Below are 13,510 nucleotides of genomic sequence, written 5' to 3'. Positions count from 1 at the left end.
ATTTACCATAATTTTTTCCATTAAAATATCGATCATATGTTCATACAAGAATAAATATAATTGCTTTTTATTCTGAAAATAATGAAATAATAACCCCTTTGATATTCCTGCTTCCTTGACGATTTCATTGGTGGATGCATTGTCATATCCCTTCTGGGCAAATTCCTTTATCGCAGCATTTATTATACGGTCTTGTTTTTCCTTATCCATGTTTAAAAATTTTGAAAACATAGGGGGAGCCCTCTTTTCTTTCATTCTAATTTTACGGTTGACCACATCAGTCAATCAAATTGTACTGCCGTTGACCTCTATGGTCAATATTGTTCAAGCTATATTTTTTACAAAAAAATGAAATTGAATGTTTACTCAAATTTTCACGATTAACCTTGATAACGGACAAAAAGAAAGAGCCTGTTTTGAAAATGTTTCTAATCAAAAACACGCTCTACATATATTCGTTTGAATCGTTCTTTTTGATAAGACCACCACCAAAGTTGGGTACTGTAAAGAATAAACACCTATTTTTATACACAACAAAAAGGGCCTAACAAATTAACAGTTCTTCTGAAATTAATAAAAAGATGGTTGCACTGAAAATTTCATTTATAGAGACCCATGATTAGTAATTGGGTACAGGTTCCCGTTTAAGGCAAATGAAACTCTGCCTGTTTCCTCAGATACAACCATTACAAGCGCATCACTTCGTTCAGTTAAACCTAAAGCAGCGCGATGGCGTGTTCCAAGCTTTTTGCCGCCTGATGATCTATCTGAAAGTGGAAGGACATTTGCTGCTGAATTTATCTGATTAAGACTAACCAGGACAGCACCATCATGAAGCGGATTTCCAGGAAAGAAAATTGATTCCAATAAAGAATGGGTTAACTCTGCTCTGATTGGAATACCTGGTTGAATCAAAGATTCAAGAGAATCCTCCCGTTGAATCACAATTAATCCACCATGTCTCAAATTCGACATATTTTGTACGCCAATTGTTAATTCCGGATATTTGTCAGTAAAAGGAGACAAATAACAGTTTAAATAAAAGGTTGCAGCTTTCATATCAATGTTTACAAAATTTTCTTTAATTTTCTCGAAATTTCCGAGGAGACAATAGTTTTCATCATCCATTGCTTCTAAATTATTTTGTAAAGCCATTATTACTTGGCGAATATCTTCTTTTAAAATTTGTTTCATTGGTGAAAAGTCGCAATTGGCATTATTCACAGCCATGTACCTCCCTTTTCTTCTAAATGAATTCGCCTCAAAAGTTCAGTTAATAAGGCTTGTTAAATATTTATTAATGTACTTAAAGTTTGTCTTCACGGGAATTATTTATTCATTATGGAATAAGCATGTTAAACAAAAGTAGTTTTCCATTCTTCTTTCATCTTTAACACCATCAATAATTGCTACATTTTATAATGTCATCTGGGGCAAACTAAAGCCTAAAACATGTTAGAAGGTAGCTGGAAGATATTTTATAATTTGAGGTGGTATAAAATGCCTAACGTAACTGTATTTGACCGGGGAACTTTTGAAGTAGAAATGGGGAAAAAGTTAGTATTAGCACTAGAAGATAACGGTATAAATATTCTCCATCGTTGTGGAGGGAAAGCAAAATGTACGACTTGCAGAATAGAAATATTGGCAGGTGATTTTTGCGAGGTAACAAATAAAGAAAAAAAGGCTTTGGAGGAAAAAGGAATGGAAGACCATTTGCGTTTATCTTGTCAAATATATGTGAGTGGTGACATAACCATTCGACCGATCATGACTGTAGAAAACTCTCGAATTGACGCTGGACCAAGACCAGCTGACTAAAATCAACCGATATTATTTAGCGGACCATTCATAAAATCCTAACATCAAAAATATAAGCTGGAACCGGCATCAACTGGTAGATAAATGTTGAGTCAATTAAGCGGGGACAAGCATGGCCCACTAACAAACAAAAATCCCCACAAAGCATCGACAGCAATCTGTCAACGCTTGTGGGGATTTGCATACCGATTTGTAATGCTATATATCTGACTACTATTGCTATAGTGATTCAGTTAAACATCCAAACGGCTTATAATCGTTCATGTTACTTTTTTTCCATGACCGCAAAGTAATTTTCTTCATTATCAGCAAAATTAAATACTCGTCCAGAAGGCATACTTACCATTTCTCCGACCTTGATGTTTTTATCCGAAAAGTCTTTATATAATTCATCGAGATTTTCCGAGAAAAACATTAAAGAGGGTGTATTAAGATTTAATTCAGGCTGCATTTTAGCAATGAATTCCTTATTGTGGAGGATAATACTCGTTTGTGCATCCTTTGTTGGAGCAATTTCAATCCACCTTAGCCCTTGGCCGTTATCTTCTTCAGAAACTACCCTAAACCCCACTTTTTCAGTCCAAAATTTCAATGTCTCATCTTGGTTATTTACATATAACATTATTTGGCCGACTTGATTGATCATTTGTTTACTCCCTTTCCATTGGTTCTGTTTTCATTATTATTTTTTCGTTTGAGCGTTATACCAATGCATTTAACATACAACTACTTATTTAAATTATACCAAATGTGAAATTTAGTCAATTTTTACCATAACCCATAACTTCTAGGTTATTCAATTAAAAACGCGCCACCGTTTTTTCTTTGAAACCTTCCCAACTTGTTGCTTTAGAAACAGGACACTTTCAAAGGCTCCTCATGTTTATAGATACTTGTCTGAGAACTTATCTGCCATTGCTCCGCTAATCAATTCACTTACAAATATTGCTTAATCATTTCTTCTACATATGATAACAAATCTGGGTACGTCGATTTTGCTGTCATACATTGCGCTACCTCCGTTAAAGGTAATATAGCTATATCTTCCTTTTTGGAGTAAAGAACTGTCTCTTCTTTAATGGCTCTAGGTATTCCATCAAGTATAGAGGAATAATGAAATACAGAATCAAACTCATACCATTTATAATCCTTTTTGATTTCACTTTTTATTACTTCTCCAATATATGCTCCGGTTCGTATCACTAACGTATCAAAATGAGCATGTAACAGTGACTTCCCCGTTTCAGTAGTCAGTAATCTTTTCGTATAAACATCCATATAACGAATGCTTTCAATAGTGAAGTCTAAATTTCTTTTCGATAGGTTTTCTTGATCCCAAGTATCTGTTGATACATCCAGATACATAAGTTTAGCCATACCCTTTAAATCATTTGTAATTAATTTTGTTTTATTTAAGAAACCGAACATACTATGTAATTTCTCCCCATTAACTATCCAATCGTTAAACCCATTATAATTATACCTCTTTTTAAAGGAGTCTTCCCTGAAAATAAGCAAAATTGCTATTTATTGTAGAATTTGCAGGACTTTTCAATTTTCCATAGAACAACTATACAGAGTATTGAATCAAAGGGGAGTGAAATATGTTTCTATCGAAAGAAGGTTTGCTAGATATATGGGAAGGAAACAGGAGATTGACAATCCGGGCGATTGAAGCTTTTCCTGAAGAGGAATTATTTCACTATACACCTGTTGAGAAACTTCGTCCTTTTGCAGTGATGGTTAAAGAAATTATGAACATTGAGAGAGCTTATATACGTGGAATTGCTCTTAACGAATGGGAATTTCAAGATTCATTTGCTTCAATTTCTAAAAAAGACGATCTACTGAAAGCATGTGAGAAAGTAAGGGAAGAGACTAGAAAGATGTGGCAGGAAATTACCGAGGAAACACTCGAAGTGGTTGAAAAGGATCCATTTTTCGGACCAGCACAAAGCCATTTTTCGAGACTTCAATATGCCTTGGAAAATGAGATCCATCATAGGGGACAGGGTTTTATCTATCTTAGAACACTTGGGATTGAACCACCGGAATTTTTCGTCAGGGAATAGTCTAATTCATAAGCATATTTGAACATGAAGCGAGTCTATTAAAAGCAACTTAATATCTTTGTGAATCATTTATAAAAAAAAGTGAAAACTTAGGAATTCAAGAAACTATATTTGTTTAGGAGTGAGTTAAATGTCAGTTGATGCGTATCTTAATTTTAATGGAAATTGTCGTAACGCAGTCGAGTTCTACGCACAGGTTTTCGGAACGGAAACACCACAAATCATGACCTTTGGAGAAACACCACCTAGCCCTGAATTTCCCCTGCCAGATGAAGCAAAAAATTTAGTCATGCATACAAGGCTGAATATTAATGGAAGCAATGTCATGTTTTCGGATGTGTTTCCTGGTATGCCTTTTATTGAAGGAAATAATATCAGCCTTGCATTTGTTTCTAATGATTTGGATGAGATTATTTCGGTCTTTAATAAACTTAAGGAAGGCGGCACTGTCGGAATGGATCTTCAAGAAACATTCTGGAGTAAACTATATGGTCAGTTAACGGATAAATTTGGTATTAATTGGCAATTCAACGTTGGTAGCTAAGAAAAGTACATGAAACTTTTTTGAGGCACCTGCAATATGGATATGGGGCTTTTCACTGGTGAAAAGCTTCTATATCCTTTTTGTAATTTCCATCAACATGATGCAAAGATGCCTGATATTAGCATATAAAAAATAACTTTTCGTTAATCCATAGAGATGACATGATGGGGCTGCTATATAAAGGCCTTTAAAATAGAGGGATTTGATAAAAGATGTGTTAGTAAAAGATGAATAACACAAAACATTTATGACTTCAGCAATCCTTATTGTCATCGTTTTCTTGGTTCATGATTAATGGTGTATAGTATTAGGGTACATTCAAGATATTTAATCTTATCGAATAAATCCTCATATACTGATACCCCCTATTACAGCAGGGTATACTTATAAAAAGCGTATTAAAGATGTAAACCGAAAAGGAGAAATTATGAAAAATAAAATTCAAAAAATCACAACAAACTTGTGGTTTGATACACAAGCTGAAGAGGCGTCGAAGTTCTACACTTCTATTTTCGAAAATTCTAAGATCGGAAGAATCACTCGCTATGGAAATGAAGGAAATCAAATCCACGGAATGCTAGAGGGATCAGTAATGACCGTTGAATTTGAACTAGAAGGACAATCATTCGTAGCGCTAAATGGCGGTCCGCAATTCAGATTTACAGAGGCAATATCTTTTATCATCCATTGCGAGGATCAAGAAGATCTGGACTATTATTGGGAAAAACTCTCAGAAGGCGGAGATGAAAAGGCGCAAGTCTGCGGTTGGCTGAAAGATCAATTTGGTGTGTCATGGCAAATTGTCCCTGCGAATCTATCCGAGATGGTGAACGAATCCAATCATGAAAAATCGGAAAGTGTTATGAAAGCACTGCTCCAAATGAAGAAAATTGACATAAAAACTTTAATACAGGCATACAAGGAATAAGATCCAAGAAATAATCTTGTAGGTTGTGTTATTAAGTTGTAATTCCTATTAGAAAAGAAAAATCTTTCAAAGTATACATGTAAAATGATTTAGATAGCTTTTTAAGGAGAAATATAACGATGGACAATATATTTACACCAGCCATTCAACGTGGAGATGAATTAATAGAAAGAAAAATCCGCTACGACTCCTTAGTAGTAGAACATAACTGTTTGGTGTTAAAAGCACACAAACAACATGTCGTGCTTTTTCATGAAATCATGGATTCCTTCACGATGAACGCGGGTCCTACAAAATTAACCATTCCTATCGGCAGTTATACAATCGCATATTATTGGAAAGACCGGCCTTATAATTTGTACATCTGGAGAGATCATGAAGGGAATTATTTAGGCTCCTATTTCAATATTGTAAAAAATACATATATGACGGATAGGTTGGTTTCTTTTGAGGATTTGATCATTGATATTTTGGTTCTTCCTAATGGGAACCACTTCATTTTAGACGAGGACGAGTTACCTGTGCCTTTAGACCGATTTGAGAATGGGTCTGTCCGACAATCTCTAAAGGCTTTATTGGATTCCATTGATAGTATCCTTTCTCAAACGCTTTCTGATTCTGAGAATTCATATAAACATGAAGACCTTCTTTCCTTGTGGGACAACTGATAACAATTAATAGTTGTTAGAGACTAGGTTCTTCACAAAAGAAAGAGGCCTACATTCATTTGGTAGGCCAGTAGTCTTCATTGTATGGAAACAGATTTTAAAAATGTCACTTAAAAAGTGAAAAAGTTTTTTTACTCTCCATCTGCTTGAGCAGATATGCTTTCAAGTTCATCAATGTTCTTCTTTACCTTCGCACTATATGAGTAGTCTCCGTAGCAATAGGGATATCGGAAATTTCCTTTGTCTCCGCCGCAATCATAAAGCGTGGGGTTTTTTTCGACCTGAATCATTGAGAACTTCTTCGCAAGTACTTCAGTATGTTTGCCCCCTCTCTTTGCAATGTAATCAATGTACCCAATTCCCATGTTATAAGCTTGAAGGATCGTAGCAAAGTCCACGTCCTTTTTGTTGCCGTATTCATTGATCCTCTTGAAATGTTTCACTCCATACTTAATGCTCTCCGTTGGATCTGTGATTGTATTCGGATCAAGTCCGGCAGATTCTGAGGCCTGCATGGGATCACCACCCCTTCCGCGACTTTCTTGCTGCATCAAAGCAATCAATGTCGCGGTATGATCCTCGAGGCCATATTTTGCTAATTCGTTATTGAGAGGGGAACGATACTTTTCGACGTTCGTAAAAGAATTAATCGAATTTACCGATGTGGAAACATTGCCTGAAAACGGGCTTTTCATGATTTCCTTTATGAGCAAAAATGCAAAAATCAGGATAAAAATGATAAAAATGTTCTTTGATTTCTTTCTTTTCTTTCGTTTCTTCTTCACAATATCTCTCCGTTATTCCTAGGTTATATATTCATATATTAACAAATAGTAAGAGTAATAACTATTTAGAATTCCATTTATATTGATCTTGCTTTTACTTTTAAATGGGTATTCTCATAAATTTCTGACTTAGTCACAAACGTATATTTTTGTGACAATGAGACACCCTAGTAGTTGGAGGTGATATGTATGGATAAGAAAATTGATCAAGAAGAAATACTTGAAGAAAGAAATAAGAATAAATATACGAATGACTTTGGGGCAGATCCAGACGAACAAGAGATGAATGGTTTGTATGGGATGCTGGAAACCGAATATGAGGATAAGCTTCACGATAAAGAAAAGTAACGATTAGTACCTTTAATAGTTTTGTTAAGCGCCTTGTATGGCGTTTTTTTTTTATGAGTTTCATCGCTATTGAAACTCTTGAATCTTATACTTTAGGTCCGTACGTAGCTTTATCTAAACTGATTATTTGGACATACAAAAAAACCTATAAAGTCGTCGAATTCCCTATCCCAATACGTTTTGTCACTTACTATAAAGCATTACATAAACATCAATTTTGCCATATAATTAAGTAAAGGGAGTGACCTAATACTGTCACTCCCTTTACTTAATTAGTATTGTGAAGATTGTCCGCCATCAATCGGAATGACTGCACCGTTGATGAACTCTGATTCCCCTGATAAAAGGAAGGCGACTAAACGGCCGACTTCTTCAGGTTTACCAAAGCGTTTCTTAGGATTCACACTGACGAAATCCGCCATTGCTTCTTCCCAATTCTCTCCGCCTATTTGCCTGAATGATCCTTCTACCATCGCTGTTAAGATTACTCCGGGTGCAATGGCATTTATGCTGATTCCGTATTGACCATATTCTATGGCCGCTGTTTTTGTTAAACCTGCTACAGCATGTTTACTTGCAACGTACGCAGTTTGGTTAAGCACAGCACGAATTCCACCCACAGAAGCAACATTCACCACTGCCCCTGTCCCTTGTTCTTTCATGATTGGCAGAATGTATTTCATACCATAAAATACACCATTGATATTGATGTCCGTTACTTTGTTGAAAACCTCACTATCGTATTCCGCTGTAGGTGCCTGTTTACCTTCGATACCAGCATTATTATAGAATCCATCGACTCTACTGTATTTCCTGACTGTTTCGTCTACATAGTTTTTTACTGCTTTTTCATCCGATACGTCTGCAGTCATCAAAAGCACTTCAGAATTTGGTGCAATTTCCAAGATTAATTTTTTTGTTACTTCTAAAGATGAATGGTTTAAATCAACTAAAGAAAGTTTTGCTCCTTCTTTAGCCATTTCCAATGCAGCTGCTTGTCCTAAACCTGATCCTGCACCAGTTATGATTACAACTTTCCCATCGAATCGTTTGCTCATATGTCAAAACTCCCCTTTATGTTAGTTGGAAATCTATTTGATTATACTGATTACCCCTTAAAGCTTAAGAATCCATCATCAACAGGAATGACTTGTCCATTTATGGCATCAGCTTTTTCAGAGAATAAGAACGTTACAACTTCAGCAACTTTTTCTGGCTGAATCAATTTTTTCCTCATATGGAGTTGTGCCAAACTGTCCAGGAATTCTTGATTATCACCAATGATTGGAGTTTCGATAAAACCTGGTGCCACACCGACAACACGAATCCCATATTGCGCAAGTTCAATAGCGCCAGATTTAGTCATGGCGATGACTGCAGCTTTTGCCGCATGGTAGTTAAAGCTGCCAATTGAAACCATCGTCCCATATATTGAGGCTGTATTAACAATCGTTGCGCCGGTTACACCAAGCTCCACCATCTTCCTTGCTGCAAAATACATGCCATAGTAAACACCGTGTTGGTCAACATCCACGACTCTGTGGTAAGACTCTGGATCCATCTCTAAAAATGGTTTTACAAGCCCAATTCCAGCATTATTGAAAATGCCATCGATGGTGCCATGTTTGGCAACTGCAGCTTCAACCATCGCTTCAACTTGTTCCGCTTTAGCTACATCCACTTTCACAAAAGAAGCTGTGCCTCCCTTTTGTTGAATAGTCTCAGCCGTTTCTTTAGCGGCCACATCATTGTAATCCGCCGCGACGACAATAGCTCCCTGTTCAGCTAATTTATATGCCGTTTCCTTTCCTATTCCACTGCCTGCTCCTGTAATTACTATGACTTTTCCTTCTAAACTCATGTATTCGTCCCCCTATAATAAAGTTTTTTGCTTATTAGATTAAAATGGCCCCGCCATCGATTACAAGTTCTTGACCCGTAATGTGGCTGGAAAGATCGGATACTAAGTACATCATTAGATTTGCAATTTCCTGCGGCTCAGCATATCGGCCATCAGGAGTCGTTGCTTCCAATTGCTTTCTAGCCGTTTCAGCTGCCGCGGAATCACCTTGACCAAAGCCGCCTTCTATCGACCGCATCATAGCCGTGTTGACGACACCTGGGCAGACGGCATTCACCCGGACACCGTGGGGAGCAGCTTCGACGCCAGCTGTTTTCGTCATTCCAAGAACCGCATGTTTACTTGCGCCATACGCCACCATGTTTGGCGTTGCCAGTAACCCAGCTCCAGAAGCAGTATTCACGACCGCCCCGCTTTTTTGTTCAATCATATGGGGCAATACATGTTTTAAGCCCAAGAAAACGCCGCGTACATTTATTGACATTAATTGATCGAAAACCTCAGTAGGATAATCGATAAGCGGCATGATTTTGCCTTCCCACCCTGCATTGTTCAGGAAAATATTCCCATAAGAATCTATCGTTTTTTGAACATAATTTTTGATATCGTCTTCCTTTGAAACATCGGCTTTAACGAACTTCGCTTCGCCGCCTTTTTCTTTGATTTCATTTACCGTTAACATGCCAGCCTCTTCGGAAAGGTCTACAACAACAACTTTAGCTCCATTTTCTGAAAGTGTAATAGACGCTGCCCGGCCGATTCCCCCGCCGCCACCGGTAACAATTGCAACTTTTTCTGTAAAATCAAAAGCTTGCATAGTATTCTCCCTTTCTCCCTTTGATCTTGGTGATGATATTCTTGTTTGAATACGATTACATCATATCATTATTTTTGTCGATTGTCGACAATTTGATTTTAGAGTCAAAGACTCTACATCACTCCACGATTCAAGGCTTCTTGAATTTCATTTTTTGCTTTTACGAAATCGTCTTCGAGAATGGCCTCAATAGACATTTGTAATCTTAAATGGAAATTTTCCATCGTTTCTGTATTCCATTGACTTTGGGCAAAAACCATGAGGATATGACTGGCTTCCTCAAAAAACCTGGATAAAGCTTTGTTTTTAGCGATTGAAAAAATATATCGAAATATCTGTTCAGCTTTTTTTTGATACTCCATTACATTACTTTTCTCACACTCAACCGTTGCGCTTTCCAAATGGTTACGTAATGCTTGCCTATTTTCTGCATGCCACTTCCCTTGGGAAAATTCAATGCCCATCTGAATCAACCCGATCGTAACATCATTGTATTCAACGATTTCGTTTTGTGAAAATGGCTTGACGATGGTACCCCGCCTCGGTATTCTCTCAACAATCCCGTCAACCTGCAATAGATAAAGGGCTTCCCGAACTGGTGCGCGGCTCGTATTCAATTCTTTGGAAATGTCTTCTTCGACGATTTTCTCTCCAGCTTCTATTTCCCCTTCAATGATTTTTTTTAAAATGTGTTTAGCGATTTGTTGTGGCAGCGATTCTCCAAAATAAATGCCATCTGTAAAATTGGAAGTATTTCCAAACATCTTTCAGCACTCCTATACTTCTATAATTAATTTTAGTATAACATAAGGATAGGAATTACCTTCCTTATAATTTTACAGCACCTGTTATGGAAGTGACCAAGAGTAATGTAGTAAACCATGACAGATGGAAAAGCTCAGAAAGATTGTGACCGAACGCCTCTTCGAAGTGTGTACATATCCTCTTTTTCCGGTAGATACAACAAATATAGAGCCCAATTCATAAGAGGTCTCCTTGTGTACTTTTTTAATCCACAAGCCGAGGTTTTGCTGGATCGCAGTTTGGTTTTTCCGAGTTTGTCGATTCAGTGAGTTTCGTTAAATAATAACATTCTTCACGCTAATTATGATCTGCCATTATTTGTATTCCTTAGCCTACAAACTTATTAATAAATTATGGACGATTTATCATTGCCTAATCTTTTAAATTGCTTTTTATATGGTTCCAGCTGGATTACTGTAGATTTACTCTACATAGTTCGTGAGCTTTTGCCATCCTTCAACGGAGCTGCGGAAGTTATTCCCTAAACATCTTGGGCTTACGTAATCCATAATTATAGATGTTGACAGGATTAACGATTCCGTGGGCGGGTATGTTAGTAACATAAGTTTCTGTCTAAGCACTCTTTTCTTGAACAACATATGCCTGCATGTCAGTTAGGTGGATGCTGAATTTAAATACAATACTTATAAATTAGGGGTTCTTTTTTAAAGGATTGATAATCACTTTAAAATACCCCTGTTTTTTTATCCTTTTAATAAAGGAATATTTGGTTGGGCCCACAGACTATTAATGAAGATAGGGGGACTCTATGTCATTTTTAATCACTTTGCTCGGATTATTAATTTCCATAATACTCGCTACAGTATTAAATGCCAAATGGTCTCGTATTCCACTACCGATTTACCAGATAGCCATCGGAGCAGCCCTTTCATTATTGCCACTTCGCTTATCATTGGATTTTCATTCGGAATTATTTATGATTTGTGTCATAGCTCCACTACTCTTTACAGAAGGGAAAAATACCTCACGAAAAGAAATGCTTGAATTGCGCAAGCCTATTCTGTTATTGGCATTTGGGTTGGTTTTTGTGACTGTGTTTGCAGGAGGGTATTTCATACACTGGTTAATACCGGATATGCCAATGGCTGTTGCTTTTGCTTTGGCAGCTACAATTACCCCTACGGACGCGGTAGCAGTTCACTCGATTACAAAAGGATTGAAGTTGCCGGGAAATATGATGCCGATCCTTGAAGGAGAATCACTTTTCAATGATGCCGCCGGAATCGTTGCTTTTAAAGTTGCCTTGGCCGCTGCTTTAACAGGTGTTTTTTCTATAAAAGACGCTTCGCTTAATTTTATATTTGTGGCCTTAGGGGGAATCATAATCGGCCTCCTTTTGGGCTATTTAATCGTTAAATTGCGATTGTTTTTACGGGTTCATGGACTTGAAGAAATTTCCATGTCTATCGTAATTGAGCTGATTACACCTTTTGTCATCTATATGGCAGCTGAAGAATTCCATGTTTCCGGAATCCTCGCAGTGGTTTCAGCAGGTGTCATTCATGGCATTGAGCGGGACCGCCTTCAGAGTTCAACAACTAAATTGCAAATTGTATCGACCAACACATGGTCAGTATTAGGTTATTTACTGAATGGGCTTGCATTTACTTTATTAGGATTTATGTTGCCGAGCGTTTATCAGGAAATCGAGTCCAACTTAAATAGGGGTGCTCTCTTTGGAATAAGTGTATTGATCGTTCTTTTATTATTGGTGATCCGCTTCATTTGGGTATACATCCTGCATGATACTTTCACAAAAAACAGAGTGAATCCATTAGAGCAATTCATTATGTCCCGAATTCATCGCGAAGAGATCAAAGTCACCGATGATAAGAATGTTACAAGATCACGATATGCATTATTGACATCCGTTTGCGGCATTCACGGAACCATTACATTAGCTACCGCTTTATCCTTGCCATACTTTATGCCGGATGACACCTTATTCCCTATGCGTAATACTGTCTTGTTTATCGCAGCTTGCGTTATTTTGTTAAGTGTCTTCTTGGCAACGGTTCTCTTGCCGATACTTGTAAAGACACCGACTGAATATGCAGATGAACGCCTAACCTCTGAGGAAGCTTATAAAATTGTATTAACAAAAACGATCAATCAGCTGAGCAAAGAAACAAACATGGACAATCAAAAAGCGGTTTATCAAGTAATGGATGATTTAAATGAACAACTGATAGATTTGGAACGAGGCATTACGAATAGACCGGACAATCGGACAATACAGAACTTAGTGGAGCAAGGGGCCATTGCGGAATTGGAAGTCGTTTCTGGATTAGTCGAAAAAGGAACTGTATCGGAAACAGCCTTTGAGCTATATAAAGTGTATATTTCCAGAAAATTAAATTACATGCAAAAATCATATCTACAAAGAGCTTGGATTTTTTTGCAGGCATTTCTTTTCAAGAAAAAGCTCAATGTCAAATGGGATAAAAAATGGGAAGCAAAATTGGAGGACTCCTTGGATAAAAACTCGGAACTGATCCGGGAGTTCCGTAAAGCTCAAAAAGAAGCTTCAAAGGAAGCCATTTCGTTAATCAAACAACAAACTACACCAGAAAACCGCCATGAAGTCATGCTTGTCATCCAAAGATATAATCGTTACCTGAATCCATTCGGAACTTTAAGTGAAAAAGAAGCAAATCGCTTACACGAAATGGTGAGTCATTTTCAATTGAATGCGATGCAAATCGAACGGGATATCATTCAGCAAATGGTTGAAGAGGATCGAATATCCACAAAAACAGCAACTGAACTTAGACAAAACTTAATCTATGATGAAATGCTCATGATACAAAATTAATATCCTATCCAGATTCAATATCTAGA

General features: G+C 37.1%; 16 protein-coding genes and 1 pseudogene. 7 read left to right on the top strand and 10 right to left on the bottom strand.

Annotation, left to right across the window (positions count from 1 at the left end; translation table 11 throughout):
* Together ACFWE9_RS15590 and cdaS are read right to left on the bottom strand one after the other, a co-directional pair.
* Positions 1 to 231, bottom strand: a 231-nt coding sequence (locus ACFWE9_RS15590) for a TetR/AcrR family transcriptional regulator (RefSeq protein WP_377357585.1), incomplete at its 3' end; no start/stop codon positions are given.
* Between the two features lie 372 nt (positions 232 to 603).
* A complete protein-coding gene (gene cdaS, locus ACFWE9_RS15585) occupies positions 604 to 1,224 on the bottom strand; it encodes a sporulation-specific diadenylate cyclase CdaS (protein ID WP_230156008.1) in 621 nt (206 codons plus the stop codon).
* Between the two features lie 276 nt (positions 1,225 to 1,500).
* Between cdaS and ACFWE9_RS15580 the strand changes: the two genes are divergently transcribed.
* Complete coding sequence (locus ACFWE9_RS15580; protein WP_230156013.1) at positions 1,501 to 1,821, top strand: 2Fe-2S iron-sulfur cluster-binding protein; 321 nt, start codon at positions 1,501 to 1,503, stop codon at positions 1,819 to 1,821.
* Positions 1,822 to 2,086: 265 nt separating this feature from the next.
* Here ACFWE9_RS15580 and ACFWE9_RS15575 read toward each other — a convergent pair whose 3' ends face one another.
* Both ACFWE9_RS15575 and ACFWE9_RS15570 read right to left on the bottom strand, forming a co-directional pair.
* Positions 2,087 to 2,467 (bottom strand): VOC family protein, encoded by a 381-nt coding sequence (locus tag ACFWE9_RS15575; RefSeq protein ID WP_230156014.1) that lies wholly within the window; start codon positions 2,465 to 2,467, stop codon positions 2,087 to 2,089.
* 290 nt (positions 2,468 to 2,757) lie between these two features.
* A complete protein-coding gene (locus tag ACFWE9_RS15570) occupies positions 2,758 to 3,249 on the bottom strand; it encodes a hypothetical protein (protein ID WP_377357584.1) in 492 nt (163 codons plus the stop codon).
* Between the two features lie 176 nt (positions 3,250 to 3,425).
* Here ACFWE9_RS15570 and ACFWE9_RS15565 point away from each other — a divergent pair, with 176 nt between their 5' ends.
* The 4 genes from ACFWE9_RS15565 (at position 3,426) to ACFWE9_RS15550 (ending at position 6,033) form a co-directional block, all read left to right on the top strand.
* Positions 3,426 to 3,893 carry a DinB family protein gene (locus ACFWE9_RS15565; RefSeq protein ID WP_230156018.1) on the top strand — a complete coding sequence of 156 codons (468 nt, stop codon included), beginning with the start codon at positions 3,426 to 3,428 and terminating at the stop codon, positions 3,891 to 3,893.
* Between the two features lie 130 nt (positions 3,894 to 4,023).
* Positions 4,024 to 4,437 carry a VOC family protein gene (locus tag ACFWE9_RS15560; RefSeq protein WP_230156020.1) on the top strand — a complete coding sequence of 138 codons (414 nt, stop codon included), beginning with the start codon at positions 4,024 to 4,026 and terminating at the stop codon, positions 4,435 to 4,437.
* A gap of 427 nt (positions 4,438 to 4,864) precedes the next feature.
* Complete coding sequence (locus tag ACFWE9_RS15555) at positions 4,865 to 5,365, top strand: VOC family protein (protein WP_377357581.1); 501 nt, start codon at positions 4,865 to 4,867, stop codon at positions 5,363 to 5,365.
* A 119-nt stretch (positions 5,366 to 5,484) separates the two neighbouring features.
* The gene (locus ACFWE9_RS15550; RefSeq protein WP_377357579.1) at positions 5,485 to 6,033 is read left to right on the top strand and encodes a DUF402 domain-containing protein; all 549 of its coding nucleotides are present in this window, start codon (positions 5,485 to 5,487) and stop codon (positions 6,031 to 6,033) included.
* 131 nt (positions 6,034 to 6,164) lie between these two features.
* Here ACFWE9_RS15550 and ACFWE9_RS15545 read toward each other — a convergent pair whose 3' ends face one another.
* On the bottom strand, positions 6,165 to 6,818 hold the full coding sequence (locus ACFWE9_RS15545; RefSeq protein ID WP_230156024.1) for a lysozyme family protein: 654 nt from the start codon (positions 6,816 to 6,818) through the stop codon (positions 6,165 to 6,167).
* Between the two features lie 189 nt (positions 6,819 to 7,007).
* Here ACFWE9_RS15545 and ACFWE9_RS15540 point away from each other — a divergent pair, with 189 nt between their 5' ends.
* Entirely contained in the window at positions 7,008 to 7,166 is a 159-nt protein-coding gene (locus ACFWE9_RS15540) for a DUF4021 domain-containing protein (protein ID WP_230156026.1), read from the top strand.
* Positions 7,167 to 7,438: 272 nt separating this feature from the next.
* Here ACFWE9_RS15540 and ACFWE9_RS15535 read toward each other — a convergent pair whose 3' ends face one another.
* From ACFWE9_RS15535 to ACFWE9_RS27140, 5 genes and pseudogenes are all read right to left on the bottom strand, one after another.
* Entirely contained in the window at positions 7,439 to 8,224 is a 786-nt protein-coding gene (locus ACFWE9_RS15535) for a glucose 1-dehydrogenase (RefSeq protein ID WP_377357577.1), read from the bottom strand.
* A 50-nt stretch (positions 8,225 to 8,274) separates the two neighbouring features.
* Positions 8,275 to 9,027 carry an SDR family NAD(P)-dependent oxidoreductase gene (locus tag ACFWE9_RS15530; protein ID WP_230156030.1) on the bottom strand — a complete coding sequence of 251 codons (753 nt, stop codon included), beginning with the start codon at positions 9,025 to 9,027 and terminating at the stop codon, positions 8,275 to 8,277.
* Between the two features lie 34 nt (positions 9,028 to 9,061).
* Complete coding sequence (locus ACFWE9_RS15525; protein ID WP_377357574.1) at positions 9,062 to 9,844, bottom strand: SDR family NAD(P)-dependent oxidoreductase; 783 nt, start codon at positions 9,842 to 9,844, stop codon at positions 9,062 to 9,064.
* A gap of 113 nt (positions 9,845 to 9,957) precedes the next feature.
* Complete coding sequence (locus ACFWE9_RS15520; protein WP_377357572.1) at positions 9,958 to 10,608, bottom strand: GntR family transcriptional regulator; 651 nt, start codon at positions 10,606 to 10,608, stop codon at positions 9,958 to 9,960.
* Between the two features lie 244 nt (positions 10,609 to 10,852).
* A pseudogene (locus ACFWE9_RS27140) lies at positions 10,853 to 10,945 on the bottom strand (DUF2935 domain-containing protein); the annotation flags it as partial.
* Positions 10,946 to 11,417: 472 nt separating this feature from the next.
* Between ACFWE9_RS27140 and ACFWE9_RS15515 the strand changes: the two are divergent.
* Positions 11,418 to 13,484 carry a Na+/H+ antiporter gene (locus tag ACFWE9_RS15515; protein ID WP_377357570.1) on the top strand — a complete coding sequence of 689 codons (2,067 nt, stop codon included), beginning with the start codon at positions 11,418 to 11,420 and terminating at the stop codon, positions 13,482 to 13,484.
* Positions 13,485 to 13,510: the final 26 nt, after the last annotated feature.

This window comes from Peribacillus sp. NPDC060253 (genome assembly GCF_042727425.1).
GTDB lineage: Bacteria > Bacillota > Bacilli > Bacillales > DSM-1321 > Peribacillus.
Note: the sequence above shows the minus strand (reverse complement) of the source record. Positions and strands in the feature narration are given on the sequence as shown.